We start from the raw sequence: 17007 nt of genomic DNA, 5'->3' as shown, positions 1-17007 counted from the left end.
CGTTAAAAGGCGCTTTTTTTGTCCTATCCGGGGATTCTAAGTCCAGTTATGATAAGGCAATTCATATTTTTTTACCACACCCGGAACTGCCTAAAAGGCAATCCCGACCTATGGGCGGGGAATTTTTAGAAGTAATTTAAACCAAAAAGTAATTTTTTATGACTATTATTTCCGACTATCAAGAACATTTGGACCATGCCATCAAATTTCTCTGGGGGGCACTTCCCAGTTTGGTAATGGCTATCATTATCTATATTTTAGGGCTCTGGGTTATACGATTTATTAACCGAATGGTGCGTAAATTCTTTGATAAGGCAGACTACGACCCTTCCTTAGAGTCCTTTTTGCAAAGTTTTATAAGCATAGGGCTCAAACTAATGCTTTTCGTTATAGTCATTACCCAACTTGGGGTACAGTCGTCTTCCCTAGTGGCAATTATTGGTGCCGCGGGTCTGGCCATTGGTCTGGCCTTACAGGGTTCCCTGGCCAATTTTGCAGGGGGCGTCCTAATATTATTGTTCAAACCCTTTAAGGTGGGCGATTTTATTTCTGCCCAGGGGGTGGATGGCACGGTGAAGGAAATCTCCATATTCACTACCAAATTAAGCACTTTTGGCAATCAGATCGCCATAATACCCAATGGCCAATTGTCCAACAACAATATCATCAACTATAATGCACAAAATACGAGAAGGGATAAAATTGACGTAGGCATAGGATACAGCTCCAATATTAAATTGGCCAAAGAAATTTTGTTGGAGATCTGTGCAGAAAATTCCAATATCCTAAAAGATCCCGCCCCTGAAGTCTATGTAGCGGAATTAGCGGATAGTGCGGTAAACCTTTCCCTACGTTTTTGGGCCGAAAACGAGGTATTCTGGGACGCCCATTTCCAGGTAATGGAAGAACTAAAAATCAGGTTCGATGCAACAGGGATAGAAATTCCATTTCCACAAAGGGTTATGCACCAGTTACCTTCCTAGTATCCAGTCAAGCCTAAACCTACGGGTAATTTAAACGTTAACTGGACACTAAGATTTCTTGGATGGCAACATAAAATCTTTTAGATAATAGGGTTCAAAGTAGGCGACATTTTCAAAATCGCTTGCTTTGAACTTTTTATAGGACAATTCTCCCATCCCTTTAGCCGTGGGCAGGGCAGTATGGTAACTAAAATTGGGATGGTCCAAGAGTTCCCTGCATTTTTCCGCACCGTCCCCAATTAACAAAACACTTCCTTTTTGTGCATATTCCAAAAAGCTGTCCTTGTTGATGATTTCCGCCCTGGTCTCCCTTATCCCATTCCCTTGGGCATCAAATACGGCTGCATATACTTCCATTCTCCTGGCATCCAATAGGGGAATTATAAAATCAAACCCTTTGCCATATCCCTGCTTTGCCAAACTTTCCAAAGTGGAAACCGATATCAGCGGAAGGTCCAAGGAAAAACAAAGTCCCTTGGCTGCCGATACCCCTATGCGCAAACCTGTATAGGATCCGGGTCCCTTGCTCACCGCGATGGCGGAAATATCCTTAAAAGTTAAGGAAGCCTCCTTCAAAGCATTCCCAATAAATATATGAAGTTGTTCCGAATGGGAATAGTCGGGGCTGTTATCTTCCCTTAAAGAAATTATTTCCCCATTTTTGGCAATACTCACGGAACAATTCGTGGTTGCCGTCTCTAAATTTAAAATCATAGTCATATTAGACCGTAAATATAGCTTAATCCAAGGCTATAGGTAAGCCAAAATAAAACTCCAACACCTTTAATCTAAATATATAGTCATATTTTGTCCTTATCAATTCTGCCTCCGCATTATCTACCCTGGACTGTGACTGACTAAAATCGAAGGCGTTCATTAAGCCCACATCAAATCGTTCCTTTGAATAATTATAAGCCAACCTTCGTGCATCCAACGTTTTTTGTGCAGCTTCATAGGCTTTGGAGAAACTCTTGACATCCACATAGGCCTGATTGATATTGGTTTCCAGATCCAATTTATCCTGTTCCAGCTGTAAACGCGCCCTTTCCACTCCTATCTTGGCCCTTTGAATGTTGTTCCTAACACTATACCCATTGAACACAGGAACATTCAACTGCAGTCCGTACGATATACCATCCGTTAAATACAACTGGTCCGTAAAGGCAATTCTATTAAAGGTTACGGGGTCCCTAAATTCGCTGGAATATCGTGTACCGTAATTAAAGAAAGCCCCTAGGGTTGGGTAGACCGCCCCTTTGGCAATCTGTAGGTCCTTTTGTGCCAATTCCACATTGGACATAGAAAATTTAATATCGTTCCTAAAGGTAAGGGCCTTATCGAAAATTGTTTTGGGGGAATTGTCCAATATATCGGAAGGAGGAACGTCAAATTCCTCATCGGCGATATCAAAATTTTCGTAGTCCCTGATCTGAAGCAACTGTGCCAGGCCTATCCTTGAGATCAACACTTGGTTCTCCCCATTTACAATTTGTTGTTCCTGATTGGCAGCCGTAGCCTCTATTTCCAATAAATCCCCTCTTGGAACCACCCCGGCACCCACCAACTCCTTGGTCCTGATAAGATCCTGCTCGGTAACGGCGTATTGGGCCCTAAAAACCTTAAGCGACTCCTTATTGGACATAACCTGCAGGTAGGCATTGGCCACCGCCAGCATAATATCGTCCTTTAAGTCGTCCAATCTATACTGATTGGCCAAGGCATTCAATTTTGCCCTGTTCAACCTATGAATGTTCCTTAGTCCATCAAATAAATTTACGGAAGAACTAAAGCCACCTGATGCAGTAGTTACCGTTCCCGTAACCTGTTGGTTCCTGGATTGGTCCAAAACAAGCCCTGAATTGCCCGAGAGACTTGCATTTGCATTAAAATTGGGCAACATATCACCTATGGCGTCGGACTTATCAATTTTGGCATTTTCAAGATCAAGTTCAAACTGCTCTATGGTGAGGTTGTTCTCCACGGCATAGTAAACACATTCCTCCAAGGTCCATTTTTTTTCTTGGGCGGATAGTATGCCGCAAGAGAAAATAAACAGGCCTATTAATATCTTAATTTTCATGCTTTGATTATTTTTTGATTGCTTTTTTGATTGATATTCCCTTTAATTTCCTTCAGCTGTTTCCCCTTCCTCGTCGGTACCTATCTTAATAGGTTCGGTCTTGTTCCAGATCTTCACCCTGTCATCTTTGGTAATGCCCGAAACAATTTCCACATTCACTCCGTCGGAAATCCCGATCTCAACGTCCTTTCTTTCAAATTTTTGTTCCTCTACAGTTCCTACTGCCACTTCAACATAGGGTTTATCCGTTACTTTATCAAATTGTAATAGTGCCTCTGGGATAACCGTAACACTATCCTTCTGTTCCAGCACCAAAGAGGCATTGGCACTATAACCCGCACGGATCAAAAAGTCGTCCTCTACGGTTACATCGCCCTCAATCTTAAATTGTACAGCTCCGGATTCCTCAACGCCCTTAGGTGCAATAAACCTAAGTTTAGCATCAAACTTTTTATCGTTAATGGCGCCCAAACTAATCTCCAAAGGCATTCCTAGTTTCAATTTTCCTACCTCGCCTTCATCCACTTTCCCTTCAAAGATCATGATGCTCAAATCTGCAATAGTGGCTATGGTAGTCCCATCATTAAAATTGTTGCTCTGAATTACCTGGTCCCCCTCCTTAACGGGAATCTCAAGGACGGTCCCGGAAACAGTGGCCCGAATGTTGGTGTTGGCCGTGGCACTTCCTCCAGCCGACCCATCCCGGATAATCTGGTAATCGGATCTTGCGTTCTGCAGTTCCAATTTTGCCTGATCGTACCGCAACTGTTGGGTGTTAAAATCCTGGGAAGAAATTACCCCTTTATCAAAAATAGCCTTGTTCCGGTCATATTCGATCTTGGTATTGTTCAATGCTATTTCGGCATTCTTCACCCTACCAATGGCCTGATTCAACGACTGCTCATTGGGTACCACCTTTATCCTGGCAATTAAGTCGCCAGCATTTACCTTGGCCCCCTCTTCTAAAAAGATTTCATCAATAATTCCCGAAATCTGAGGCTTTATCTCCACCTCATCCTCAGGTACTACCTTGCCAGTTGCTACAGATTTTTTTTGAATATTGGCTGTAAAAGGATTTTTTGTCTCGTAGGTAATGGCCGATTTACTATTCGATTTCACAAAAAAGGCTGCTGCCCAAAGCGCTCCTAGTACTAAAATCCCTATTAGTACATATTTTACAATCTTGTTCATTTTACTATATATTTATTTGTATTGGTTTGTTTTATTCTTCTCTTAAAGCATCTATTGGTTTTATACTAACGGCTCTTTGCGCGGGAATAAGGCCGATCAATGTCCCCAAAATAACCATTATCCCCAAAGCGCCCAGCACATAGGGTATTGGCACCGTTGGATTGGCATAGGGAAAATCGATCCCCTGGGTCATCTTATTGATCAGGCTTAGCACTCCTGCCCCCAATATGATCCCCATGACCCCCGCGATCATGGTCAGAAAAACCGATTCCAATATAATTTGCGAACGAACCTCCCTTGGGGTAGCTCCCAAAGCCCTACGAACCCCAATTTCCTTGGTACGCTCCTTAACGGATATCAATAGGATATTGCCGATACCGATTACCCCTGCCAGGATGGTAGCAATTCCAACGACCAGAGACAAAAAGGTAAGCCCCTTTGCAAAACCGCTGATCCGGTTAAACATTTCACCGATATTAAAAGACCCGAAAGCCCTCTCATCATCAGGGTGTACCTTATGGGTAGATTTTAAAATCGCTTTTACATTCTCCTCAACCTTTATTACATCCACATCATCATAGGCAGCTATGGAAAACCAACCCACATCGTTTCCGGTATTGTATAATTTTTTATAGGTTGAAAAAGGAATAAAAATGTCCCCATCGTTATCAAAACCGCCCCCTGGGGAAAACTTATGGACACCTACCACCTGAAAAAAGATATTGTCTATCCTGATATAGCCTCCAATAGGGTTCTCATCCTTTTCGAACAATTCCTTTTGTGTACGTTCCCCAATAACGCATACCTTCCTTGCCTCGGCAATATCCTCGTCGTTTATAAATCTGCCCCCATCATATATCTTTTTTGTCGCAATTTTGGTATACACCGGAAAGTCCCCATAAACGGCATAACTCCCTGTCTTTTGTCCCCTAACGATAACTCCCGGCGAATCCCCAAAAACACCCCGAACATTTCTCGGGGCAATGTATTGGATTTCGGGGATCCTATTTTCCAAAAGGGTGGCATCATCCAATTTTAATTGTAAAGGCCTTCCAGTCTTAAATCCTTCATAGGGCATACTGGTATTTTGCGCCCAAACGAACATACTGTTCTTGGCCACGCTCTCGAATATTTTTTCAAAACCATTGTCCATCCCCTTTGCAGCCCCGGATAAAGCGATATAAATAAAAATACCCCAAAGCACCCCTACTACGGTAATAATGGTTCTGGTCCTATTTTTTCCGATAGAGCCAAAAATTTCCTGCCAAGTATTACTATCAAATATAAATCGCATATTATTCGTCCCTTAATGCTACAATAGGCTTAATTTCGGCTGCCCTTTTTGCCGGTATATATCCCGCAAGGGCCCCGAACAGAATTAGTAGCACTGTGGCACTAATGGCCATTGTACTATCTATATAGGGGTTGGTAATAAAATAATCCTTCAATTTTTCCCCTAGGGAATTTAAAATGGCCATCCCCAATAGCATCCCTATAAAACCCGAAATGGTCGTTATAAAAACCGATTCCAGCAAAATAGATCCTATGACCGATCTTGGAGTTGCCCCCAAGGCCTTGCGGATACCCAACTCCTTGGTGCGTTCCTTTACCACAAATACCATAATATTGCTGATTCCAATAATTCCCGCTATTATGGTCCCAAAGGCAACAAAACCAACTATCAGCTGCAAAACACGGGCAAATTGTTGATTTTGCTTTAACTGATCGGCGACATTCCTAATAAAGATTCCGCTCTGGTCGTCCGGACTGATGTACTTTTTTTCTTTAAAAAATTTATCCAAGCTCCTATCCAGGGCCATTGCCCCAGTGTATCCTATCTCGGGCTTAAAGGCCACAATAAGCTGATCTATTTTATCGGTGTTTTTTTCTATAAGTTGTCTCGTGGTATAGGGCATATAGATCAATCGTTCCTCATTGTCCCCACCTTCATCCTGAAAAACCCCGATTACCATAAAAGCGCTCCCTGCCACATCTATATATTTGCCTATGGAATTTTCGGTCCCAAAAAGATCCTGTTCCACCAACCTTCCTATGACAACGTATTTGGTTCTATTCTTAATATCCGCTTTATTCAGAAACCTACCCTTCATGATGATGGTCTTTTCTGCATCTTGATGTGCGGGACCCACAGCTCTGGTGGAATAATTGTTGGATTCGTTCTTGTATTTCACCAATGCACTTCTGGAAATTCTTGGGGTAGTGTATTCTACGAACAGGGCAAGGTTCTTTTCTATGTCCCTTAGATCGCTGTTATCGAACTCGATCACCCTATTGGATTTGTAGCCTTTGTAGGGAATTGTAGTTCTCCCTGGGAATACATAAAGCACATTGGTGGCATCGTCACCGAAAAACTCGTTAAAGGTGTTGATGAGGCCGTTTCCCATCCCAAAAAGTACCACAAAAATAAGAATCCCCAATGAGACCGTAAACCCGGAGAGAAACGTCCTTAGTTTATTCTTTTGAATAGTTTCAAATATTTCCTTCCAATTATCCCTACTAAACATATTGTGAGGCTCTAACCTGGGTTATTTTTTTATCCTCAACAATAACCCCATCCTTTAAGTGTACAATTCTCTTGCACATATCGGCTATGTCCGGCTCGTGGGTAACTATTAGTATGGTGTTGCCGGCATCGTTTATTTTTTGGATAAGATCCATCACCTCGTAGGAGGTGGTGCTGTCCAAGGCACCGGTAGGTTCATCCGCCAACAACACTTTGGGTTCGGCCGCCATGGCCCTGGCAATGGCCACCCTTTGTTTTTGCCCACCGGACAGCTCGCTCGGTAAATGATCCGCCCATTCACGTAATCCTACTTGCTCCAAGTATTTTAATGCCTTTTCCTGTCTTTCCTTCCTGCCCACTTTCTGATAATATAAAGGAAGGGCCACATTCTCCATGGCACTTTTGTAATTGATCAAATTAAAGGACTGGAAAACAAAACCTAAAAATTTGTTCCTGTACTGTGCCGCCTTCGTTTCGTTTAGATTTTTAATGGGCACCCCGTCCAAAGTATAGGACCCCTCGTCCAAAACGTCCAACATACCAAGTATATTGAGCAGGGTAGACTTTCCAGAACCGGAAGACCCCATAATGGCCACAAGCTCCCCCTCTTCAACGGAAAAATTGATGCCCTTTAATACATGAAGGGAGTTGCTTCCCATTTTATAGGATTTATGAAGATCTTTAATTTCTATCATGATATATTGAATTGGTTGAGCTTGCCTGAAAATACGAATATAAGACCTACTGGCAATAAAGTCGTTACAACAGGGGGTGTTAAAGCTGTGTTAAAAAAATTAGGCCCCGAGGGTTGCAGGCTTTATTTCGTTCCATACTTTTATTTCATCATCGGGCTTTATTCCCTGTATTACTTGAATATAGATCCCATCGCTCACCCCTAATTGAATTTCCCTACGTTCAAATTGCTGCTCGCCGATAGCAATTTCCACAAAGGGTTTTTTGGTATCAGGATCAAATTGGATCAAGGCTTCCTTCACTGCCAGCACACTATCCGCCCTGGCCAGGATAATAGAGGCATTGGCACTAAGCCCTGCTCTAATAAAGATGGAATCGCGTTTCTTTAATGTACCTTTGATCTCGAACTGAATGGCACCATTCTCCACTTTCCCCTTGGGCGCAATATAGTCCAGGACCGCATCGAACACCGCATTCTCTATAGCCCCTACCGTAATTTCCAATGGTAGGTCTTCCTTGATTTTACCTACCTCCGATTCGTCTACCTTGCCTTCAAAAATCATCTTGTCCACATCGGCTATGGCAGCAATGGTAGTGCCCTCATTAAAATTATTGGATTCTATCACCTGATTTCCTACCTCTACCGGCACTTCCAGTACCATTCCGCTCACCGTTGCCCTTATCAAGGTATTTGCCTCATTGCCGTACCCTTTGGTAGTTCCGGTCTTAACGATATCGAAGCGTTTGTTGGCGGCGGCATAGGATTGCTTGGCCTGATCATAGGCAACCTCTGCCCTCTCCAGATCTACTTTGGAAATCACCCCTTTATGGAACAAAATACCTTGCCGTTCCCAATTGCGCTTTTGGTCGTCCAGGGCAATCTTGGCCTCCTCTATGGTATTCTTGGCCTCGTTCAAGGAAGAAAGGTTGGGAACCACCTTTATCTTGGCAATTAAGTCGCCCGATTTAACATAATCGCCCCCTTCCACAAAAACTTCCTCTATAACCCCTGAGATATTAGGTTTTATCAATACCTCTTCCAATGGTAGGATACTACCGGTAGCAACGGTTTTTTTAACGATGGTCTGGGTCGAGGGTTTTTCGGTCTTGTACACCACGGGGTCCTCGGCATTTTTTTGGTACAGATAGTAAAGTGCCCCTACACAGCTTAGAACAATGAACAACAAAATAATAATGGTAACCGACTTTTTCATTTTCCCTATTTGATTTTTCTTGATTGATTTTTTTGAATTTTATTTAACGTGAGTTCGATATAAAAATATTAGCAAAACATTGATTTTATGTAAATTAAAAAATCTCTACTGTCCCCTAGAGCGGATCCCCAAAGCATCCTGGTTCCAAAAAGACCCGAGAACGCATCATTCCGCCCTCAATGCTTCAATTGGCCTTACCTTTATGGCACTTTGGGCGGGGATAAATCCCGCCAATAATCCCGATATTATCAAAATCAACAACGCTATCAACACCACCCCCAAACTCACACTGGGATTGGCAAACATTTCCACAGGGCCGTTCGCATCCAAAACATAATTAATGAGATATATGACCAGAGCCCCGAAACTAATGCCTGCCATCCCCGATATTATGGTCAGAAAAACGGACTCCATCAAGATCTGTAACCTGATGGACCAAGGATCCTCTCCCAGCGCCCGTCTAATCCCTATTTCCTTGGTTCTTTCCTTGACCACTATCAGCATAATATTACTCACCCCTATAACCCCGGACAGCAATACCAGAATACCTACAAAATAGGCTATCCAGCGCATGGCCCCAAAAAGGCTCACTACCCTGCTAAACTCCTCGTACAGGTCAAAATGGCCAATGGCCCTTAGGTCCTGTGGGTGAATTTTCCGGTTTTCACGAACTACCTCGAACACCTGTTCCTTTAATTGGGTTATAGAGGAACCATCCTTGGCAGTAATCGCCATCCACCCCACATTGTCCCCTTGGTTGAATGCTTGTGCAAAAGAAGTGAACGGAACATAAATTTCCTTTTGGGCCTCTTCCGCATTACCGTTATTGGAGTTTTTTTTATACGTACCTATCACGGTGAAGTTCACCCCCTGGATCTTTATATAGGTCCCTACTACCTCCTCTCCCATTTCATACAGACTGGAGCGGACCCCTTCACCAATAATGGCAACTTTCCTCTTTTCATCTATGTCCAGATGGTTTATAAACCTACCGGAAGTAATGCTCATGGGATCCTGATTAATAATGTCCGGGTAATCGCCATACACGTTAAAGGCCCCTGTTTTAATTCCGCGTACCACATTATTTGCCCCATTGAAGCCTCCCAATTGGTTCCTGGGGGAAACGAACCTTAAATTTCCCACTTCCCTCCTAATGGCAGTAACATCCTCCAATTTAAAATTAAACCGCCTTCCTTTGGGCAGGCCTTTATATTCCATACTGGTACTTTGGGACCACATAAACACAGTATTGGTGGCAATACTGCCAAAATTGGCCCTGATCCCATTTTCCAGTCCCTTCCCGGCGGCCAAAAGAATAATCAATATCAATATTCCCCAAAAAACACCAAAGGCAGTAAGAACGGTCCTAAACCAATTTGTGGTCAGTACTTCCAAAATCTCTCTCCAACGATCCCTATTCAACATATCCCCCTATACTTATAAACTCCCTTATTCATCACGCAACGCTTCTATTGGCTTTATACTGGCCGCCCTCCAAGCCGGAAAAAACCCTGCAACTGCCCCGGCGAGAATCAGCAGAAAAACAGTACTGATGGCCACGGTAAAATTAATGGACGGATTAAGGATGTAATCCACTTTAATATGCGGGCCTACAAACTCTAACAGCCCCATACTAAATATAAGCCCGGCAAAACCCGCAACGGTAGTAACAAAAATGGCCTCGTGCAAGACCATTCCTATAATATTCCAGGGTTTGGCCCCCAATGCTTTCCGGACCCCTATTTCCCTGGTCCGTTCTTTTACAATGATCAACATGATGTTACTGACCCCAACAACTCCGGCCACTATGGTACAAATACCCACGAACCAAAAGAAAAATTTTATACCTCCTGTCAGATTTTGAAAACGCTTTACCCCCTCCAACGTATTAAACGTATTTATAGCACTCGGGTCTGTAGGTGCCACTGTATGTGCCTCTTTTAAATATCCCTTGATTTCCTCTGTAAACTTCACGGACTGCGCCAGTGCCTCATCAAAGTTGTCCGACGGTTTTAAGGTATAGAACAACATATTCAAATTGTCACTCCCATTAAACACCCGCTGTGCCGTACTCAATGGAATAAACAATCTATCTTCTTCCCTATCTCCCCCCTTATCACCATAGACCCCCACCACTTGAAAATTGATCCCGGAAATCTTAACAAAGGATCCAATGGGATCCTCTACTCCCTTTAACAGCTCCCTTTTAATTTTGTTGCTTATGATAACCACTTTGGAAACCGCCTCCCCATCGCCATAATTAAGATACCTTCCTTGGGAAATAAATTGATTTTCAATATTTTGAAATTCAGGGGAAACACCATGTACGGAATAGTTGGCAGATTCCTTTCCATAATCCACGGAAAGGTTCCACACCATAAAATTGGAAGATCGGTACTCCAATTGGTCGGCAAACTTGGAATTGATAAACTCGTAATTGCTATTTTTCAACTGAATGGTCCTTCCTGGGTTTAAGCCCATATACTCTTCGGTAGTTACCTGAGTCCATACTCCTACCCTATTACTGGCATCTCCCTCAAACTCTTTGGCAATGCCATTTTGCATTCCTTGTCCAAAACCCAACAGAATAACCAATATAAAAATCCCGGAAGCCACCGAAAGACCCGTAAGAAATGTACGTAGCTTATTTTTTAGCATGGCATCGAAGATTTCCTGCCATCTCTCAATATCGAACATGGGCCCAGTAATGTTTATAGAAGTAAGACCGTAGTAACAAGGAATTGTTACAGCAGAAATTTTAAAAAAATGTTAAAATTGATCTGCCATCAGGCTTTCATTTTTTTATAGATAAAGAAAAATAAAGCGGCCACCAGTAGGTATGGTACGGCCATAAGATATACAATACCATTGTTGATCCCCTTTGCAGCAGCTTCACTGCCCTCACTTTCCAAAACGGCCCTGCACATGGCACATTGGGCTTCGGCAAATTCCGGAACCAATACAAATACCAATGTTAAAAACAAGACCGAAAAATGCCTTTTAACCTTAAAATATCCTGGAGTAATCCATGTTGATCTTCTAGTGCACATAATAGGGAGATATCATTATATAGACCACTACCCCGGTAACGGCCACATACAGCCATAGCGGAAAAGTGATCTTTGCCAGTTTCCGATGCGCCCCATAATTTTTAAGGTAGGCCTTCGCATAGGTTCGCAATACCAATGGTATTATGACTATGGAGAGTATGATGTGGGTGATCAAAATAAAGAAATAGACGTACTTTAACATTCCTTCCCCGCCAAACGATGTGGAATCCGAGGTCATATGATAGGCCACATACATCACTAGAAATGCCAAGGAGAGAAAAATACAAGTCGTCATTAATTTTTGATGTAGCTCCAACTTTCCGTTCTTAACGGCCAACACGGCAACCACCAATAAAACAGCAGTAAGTCCATTGATAGAGGCATAGATGGGCGGCAAAAAACCAAGAGGCTCCACATTGGGCAGTTTAACCCCGAAAAGGACCGCCACCACAAGGGGTATTACAACGGACACCACGTTTATAATTTTATTGATCTTTTTTTCCTTTAAGACAATTGCATCCATTATTCTTCCAATAATTTTTTAATATCCTCTTTAAGTATCGATATCTGTTCCTCTTCCCCATGATCATTTTCCCCTTCCTGCTCGGTAATGGCTCCCCTGTAATATACGATCGGATTTCCAAACTTGTCCACCCGGGAACGTATAAAACCGTTTTTATCTACCAGCGCAAAGAGGCCTGAATGTTCAAACCCGCCTTCCGCCTCCGGGACTTCTGCGGCAAACATACTGAATCCGGTATTGGCCAAGGTGTAAATATCGTTCAGATTTCCCGTTAGCAAATGCCAGTCCATATGGGTTATCCCGTAATCTTGGGCATACTTTTTCAAAACTGCCGGTGTATCGTATTCCGGGTTTATGGTGAAGGAAGCCACCCCAAAATTCTCGAAATCCTTAAATTCGTTCTGGATCCGGACCAAATTCTTGTTCATTATCGGGCAAATTGTTGGGCAGGTGGTAAAAAAGAACTCTACCAGATATACCTTGCCCTTATAATCTTCATTGGTAATCAGTAGACTGTCCTGATCCACAAAGGCAAAGGGCGGTACCTTGCGCCTTGTCCCGTTCATTTCAATGTACGCCAGCTTATCATTGGCATCCTTTAGGTTCAACCTATCATTTTGTGACACAGACCCCTCTTTTACCCTATCAACAATTTTTGGGATAAAAATGATTCCAAAAACCAGGATTACCAGGGAAACCCAAATATATGTATAGTTGTTTTTTTGCATTATTTTGATCTTTCCGCAGAGTTCTTTTTAAGGGCCATCCGATACTCGGCCAATATAATTTTCACATCATCCTCCATCTTATTGTTCAAATCCGCCACGGAGGAGGTATCAAAACCATATTTAAGCCCTTCGTCCTTATCATCGTCCCTTCCCCTCAGAACTCTACTCTTATCAATAATAAATACATAGGGGGTACCCAGGTTCCCATCCAAGCTCAGGTTGGTGCCCAAACCCCTAAAAAGGCCATTAATTTCATCCTCGCTCCCAAAAACAAAGTTCCATTTACCTACATCCGCCAATTGCTCCAGTTCCCCTTTCAATTCTTCCACGTCCTGCTCCGTACCCTTGGGCATTACCATAACGAATTGAAAATCCTTAAACTCGTAAAAGCGTTTGTATATCTTCTGATTTAGATTGAAAGCGTTGCCCTTCTTATTTTCCACGTCCTTCCCAAGAAAACCCAGTACGGTAATTTTACCCTCAAGGGATACCGTGCTGCCCGCAAAATCAATTTCCGGAACGTTTTCCGTTAAAGTGGCCAATTTTCCAAAATTGGTAACCCCTGAAGCAAAAAATAGATAGATCACAATTGGCAGGACAAATAAGGCAAGCAGTACTAATATTTTCTTCATCCCATATATTTTAACCCATAACATTACAATTTAAAAGAAAAAAGATTCCTTCCCTGTAAAATCAGTACAAACCGTATAAGTACAAAAATAAAAAAGACGGTTGTTATACCGTCTCCCCAAGCTGTTAATTATTCGTTAGAAATTCCACTTAACAAAGCCGTCCCTGTACACTTGGTATATATAATCCGCCTCAAAGAGAAGAATAAAAATAAGGTAGGCCACAAGGAAGATCGGGGTCCATACAATAGCCCTTCTCAAAGAACTCCTTTCATCCCTTAGGTGCATAAAATCCCAGGCAATATAATAGGCCTTTACCAAGGTTAAAATAATAAAAATCCAGTTAAGTACTTTCATGCCCAAGAAATAAGAATGGGTCAATGCAGCGGGTTTTAAGATCCCCAACGCCACCTCAACTATGGTAACCAAAGTAAGGAATGTCAATACCCCCCATATTTTTTGGGTGTTGGACTTAAACTTCAGCAGACCTCTAAATATTTCAAGTTTATGTTCGTGTGCCATTTCCAATTCTAATTTTAAGTATTCTTTTATTTGTAAGGTAAATATTATTATTCCTAAGTACTATACCAAGTAGAAGAAGGTAAATACAAATACCCATACCAAATCTACAAAGTGCCAGTACAGCCCAACTTTTTCAACCATTTCATAATGTCCCCTTCGCTCATAGGTACCAAGAATAACATTAAAAAAGATAATCACATTGATTATTACACCGGAAAATACGTGAAAACCGTGAAAACCGGTGATAAAGAAAAAGAAATCGGCAAACAACCTGCTGCCATACTCATTACGTACCAAGTTGGCCCCCTCCACTACTAGCGTAGCATCATTCAATTTTTTCAAAGTTTCATCCCTTGTCAAGACCGTTTTATGGCCATCCTCGTTCAATAACTCTGTACGGATCAAGACATTCGGATCGGACTTCACCCCTTCCACTACCTCGTTTAAGGAATAACTGGGCAAGGATTCCCCCTCATAGTACCATATTCCGTTCTTCTTTTCATGATCTACCCTTTCCTCATGCAAGGTCTCGGCAAAATCCCTTAAGGCAAGCCGCTCTCCTGAATCGGCACTCACAAATTGTAGAATCCTACCTCCTTTGGTTTCCAAAGCCCCAAAATCACCTTTTATAAAAGTGGCCCATTCCCAGGCCTGTGAACCTACGAATATTGCCCCTCCAATGATAGTCAGGAACATATACCAGATTACCTTTGTTTTTTGTAATTTATGTCCGGCATCTACCGCCAACACCATAGTTACAGAGGACATAATTAGAATAAAGGTCATGAACGCTACATAGTACATAGGAAAGTTCCCATGAAAAAACGGAACGTGGGTAAACACCTCATCGGCGATCGGCCATGTTTCTATAAATTTAAATCTAGAAAAACCGTATGCAGCAAGAAAACCAGAAAACGTCAATGCATCGGATACCAGAAAAAACCACATCATCAACTTTCCGTAACTGGCGCCAAGAGGTTGATTTCCTCCACCCCAGACATTTTCTTCCGTACCCGTAGTAACCGTAGAATCCATATAAAAATTATAGCGTTAATAAAATTTTCACAAATTTACATTTTTTTCGGCTAAACAAAATTTTTGCCTTTTAAAAATGGCAAAAAAAACCCATTCTAAATAAGCCCTTCCAGAATACCTTCTAATTACCAAATAATTAGGCTCAAACTAATTCACGAAATACATAAAAAGTATTAAATAAACCCAAAGAATATCCAAAAAATGCCAAAACGTGGCCCCTAGTTCCAAGCCCAGCATTTCCTTTGGGGAATACTTGTTCCGCAATTGATTGGCAATAACCACCAACAGGGAGATTATACCGGCAACAACATGAACGATATGGACCGCAGCGATCAAAAAAACATAGGACATTTTAATATTACTGGTAGGTCCGGTAAAATAGTAACCATTGGCCACCATCTGTGAAAATCCGTTAAATTGCAATATTATAAATGTAATTCCGAGGACCAGGGTCAGCAATAACCAATTGGTACATTGTCTAGTCCTATCCTGCCTTATGGCCTTCTTGGCCATAATATAAGTTATACTGCTTATAATTATCACCAAGGTACTCCCCAAAAACGAGGATGGCAACGCCAGGTCCTTGATCCAATCTTCCCGGGAGCTACTCACTATATAGGCGCTGGTCCAGCCCGCAAATCCCATTAGCAAGCTCACAATTCCGAACCAAAGCATCATTTTCTTGGCCCTTGCGTTTTTTTCCTTTCCCGTACCCTGCGTTAAGTCCATCCGTATTAAATAAATTTATCCATTACATATACCATTTGCATCAGTGTAATGTAACTTACACTGGCCAGCATTAATTTCTTGGCAGAAACATTGTCCCTTTTTTCATATAACCGAAAAGCGAAGAACAACATTACCGTACCCATTAAAAAAACGATAATAGCTGCTACAATCGATAATTTCAACCTTCCCGTAAAACCAAATACGGGGATCACCGATATAATCATCATCCATATGGTATACATTATTATTTGCAAAGCGGTTCCCTTATCCTTTTTACCGGTAGGAAGCATTTTAAACCCCCCTTTCCTATAATCCTCGTCCAACATCCACCCTAATGCCCAAAAATGCGGAAACTGCCAGAAGAACTGTATCATAAACAAGGTCCCCGGCTCAATTCCAAAACTATCGGTGGCGGCCACCCATCCCAACATAAAGGGAATGGCTCCCGGAAAAGCCCCCACAAAGACCGCCAAGGGCGTTTTGGTCTTTAATGGCGTATAGACACTAGTGTACAAAAAAATCGAAATGGCCCCGAACATGGCCGTCTTGGGATTGAGAAAATACAAGGCCACGATTCCCATTATGGTCATGACAACGGCAATGGTCATTGCCGTGCCTACGGACATCCTACCCGCCGGTATGGGTCTGTTTTTGGTGCGGTCCATCAATGCATCCAGATCCTTTTCAATAATTTGGTTATAGGCGTTGGAAGCCCCCACCATGCAGTAGCCTCCAAAGGCCAAAAGCAGCACTGCGGAGAAATTAATTTCAATAGCACCCAGAAAATATCCCGCAATAGAAGAGAAAACCACACTTACAGCCAGCCTTGCCTTCGTAATTTCTTTAAAGTCAGCAAAATATAACGCTAAAGAGGTATTTTTCACTGAACCGACCGCCGTTTTCATTTACATTTTTTAAATGGACCGCAAAGATACACCGCATAAGAATTTTTTGCAACCAAATAAAGATGTTTATGTGAATTAACCTAAAAATGGAGCCTTGAACAAAAGTTTCCTGGCTCTTGGCACGAGCCTGCCTTCCGCAGGCAGGCGTGACGCTTGCGCCAACAAAAAATCCCGAGCCAAGGCTCGGGATCACAAATATAT

The 17007-nt window shown here is 42.3% G+C and carries 18 protein-coding genes; 1 reads left to right on the top strand and 17 read right to left on the bottom strand.

Annotated features, from left to right (window positions below):
• Positions 1 to 158 precede the first annotated feature (158 nt).
• Entirely contained in the window at positions 159 to 983 is an 825-nt protein-coding gene (locus D0S24_RS03840) for a mechanosensitive ion channel family protein (RefSeq protein WP_117018493.1), read from the top strand.
• A 48-nt stretch (positions 984 to 1031) separates the two neighbouring features.
• Here the strand turns inward: D0S24_RS03840 and tsaB are convergent, their stop codons facing one another.
• The 17 genes from tsaB to cyoE form a co-directional block, all read right to left on the bottom strand.
• Positions 1032 to 1703, bottom strand: coding sequence for a tRNA (adenosine(37)-N6)-threonylcarbamoyltransferase complex dimerization subunit type 1 TsaB (gene tsaB / locus D0S24_RS03835; protein ID WP_117018492.1), 672 nt, complete (start codon positions 1701 to 1703; stop codon positions 1032 to 1034).
• Between the two features lie 19 nt (positions 1704 to 1722).
• Entirely contained in the window at positions 1723 to 3063 is a 1341-nt protein-coding gene (locus D0S24_RS03830; protein ID WP_117018491.1) for a TolC family protein, read from the bottom strand.
• A gap of 42 nt (positions 3064 to 3105) precedes the next feature.
• Positions 3106 to 4254 (bottom strand): efflux RND transporter periplasmic adaptor subunit, encoded by a 1149-nt coding sequence (locus tag D0S24_RS03825; RefSeq protein ID WP_117018490.1) that lies wholly within the window; start codon positions 4252 to 4254, stop codon positions 3106 to 3108.
• A 31-nt stretch (positions 4255 to 4285) separates the two neighbouring features.
• Positions 4286 to 5548, bottom strand: a complete 1263-nt coding sequence (locus D0S24_RS03820) for an ABC transporter permease (RefSeq protein WP_117018489.1) — start codon at positions 5546 to 5548, stop codon at positions 4286 to 4288.
• 1 nt (position 5549) lies between these two features.
• On the bottom strand, positions 5550 to 6779 hold the full coding sequence (locus D0S24_RS03815; protein WP_117018488.1) for an ABC transporter permease: 1230 nt from the start codon (positions 6777 to 6779) through the stop codon (positions 5550 to 5552).
• A complete protein-coding gene (locus D0S24_RS03810; RefSeq protein WP_117018487.1) occupies positions 6772 to 7473 on the bottom strand; it encodes an ABC transporter ATP-binding protein in 702 nt (233 codons plus the stop codon). The genes D0S24_RS03815 and D0S24_RS03810 overlap by 8 nt, the downstream gene beginning before the upstream one ends.
• A gap of 99 nt (positions 7474 to 7572) precedes the next feature.
• Positions 7573 to 8685: an efflux RND transporter periplasmic adaptor subunit gene (locus D0S24_RS03805; RefSeq protein WP_117018486.1), complete on the bottom strand. Its 1113-nt coding sequence runs from the start codon at positions 8683 to 8685 to the stop codon at positions 7573 to 7575.
• A gap of 165 nt (positions 8686 to 8850) precedes the next feature.
• Positions 8851 to 10110, bottom strand: a complete 1260-nt coding sequence (locus tag D0S24_RS03800) for an ABC transporter permease (RefSeq protein WP_117018485.1) — start codon at positions 10108 to 10110, stop codon at positions 8851 to 8853.
• Positions 10111 to 10134: 24 nt separating this feature from the next.
• Positions 10135 to 11382, bottom strand: coding sequence for an ABC transporter permease (locus tag D0S24_RS03795; RefSeq protein WP_117018484.1), 1248 nt, complete (start codon positions 11380 to 11382; stop codon positions 10135 to 10137).
• An 89-nt stretch (positions 11383 to 11471) separates the two neighbouring features.
• Entirely contained in the window at positions 11472 to 11735 is a 264-nt protein-coding gene (locus D0S24_RS03790) for a hypothetical protein (protein ID WP_251795708.1), read from the bottom strand.
• Entirely contained in the window at positions 11725 to 12258 is a 534-nt protein-coding gene (locus tag D0S24_RS03785) for a DUF420 domain-containing protein (RefSeq protein ID WP_117018482.1), read from the bottom strand. The genes D0S24_RS03790 and D0S24_RS03785 overlap by 11 nt, the downstream gene beginning before the upstream one ends.
• Entirely contained in the window at positions 12258 to 12986 is a 729-nt protein-coding gene (locus D0S24_RS03780; protein ID WP_117018481.1) for an SCO family protein, read from the bottom strand. The genes D0S24_RS03785 and D0S24_RS03780 overlap by 1 nt, the downstream gene beginning before the upstream one ends.
• Positions 12986 to 13618 (bottom strand): hypothetical protein, encoded by a 633-nt coding sequence (locus D0S24_RS03775; RefSeq protein WP_117018599.1) that lies wholly within the window; start codon positions 13616 to 13618, stop codon positions 12986 to 12988. Before D0S24_RS03775 ends, D0S24_RS03780 begins: the two co-directional genes overlap by 1 nt.
• Before the next feature lie 135 nt (positions 13619 to 13753).
• On the bottom strand, positions 13754 to 14137 hold the full coding sequence (locus D0S24_RS03770; RefSeq protein WP_117018480.1) for a cytochrome C oxidase subunit IV family protein: 384 nt from the start codon (positions 14135 to 14137) through the stop codon (positions 13754 to 13756).
• 60 nt (positions 14138 to 14197) lie between these two features.
• Positions 14198 to 15172 carry a cytochrome c oxidase subunit 3 gene (locus tag D0S24_RS03765; protein WP_117018479.1) on the bottom strand — a complete coding sequence of 325 codons (975 nt, stop codon included), beginning with the start codon at positions 15170 to 15172 and terminating at the stop codon, positions 14198 to 14200.
• A 147-nt stretch (positions 15173 to 15319) separates the two neighbouring features.
• Positions 15320 to 15901, bottom strand: a complete 582-nt coding sequence (locus tag D0S24_RS03760) for a cytochrome c oxidase subunit 3 (protein ID WP_117018478.1) — start codon at positions 15899 to 15901, stop codon at positions 15320 to 15322.
• Between the two features lie 5 nt (positions 15902 to 15906).
• Positions 15907 to 16806 (bottom strand): heme o synthase, encoded by a 900-nt coding sequence (gene cyoE / locus D0S24_RS03755; RefSeq protein WP_117018477.1) that lies wholly within the window; start codon positions 16804 to 16806, stop codon positions 15907 to 15909.
• Positions 16807 to 17007: the final 201 nt, after the last annotated feature.

It is taken from the genome of Arenibacter sp. P308M17 (assembly GCF_003426735.1).
Classification (GTDB): domain Bacteria; phylum Bacteroidota; class Bacteroidia; order Flavobacteriales; family Flavobacteriaceae; genus Arenibacter.
Note: the sequence above shows the minus strand (reverse complement) of the source record. Positions and strands in the feature narration are given on the sequence as shown.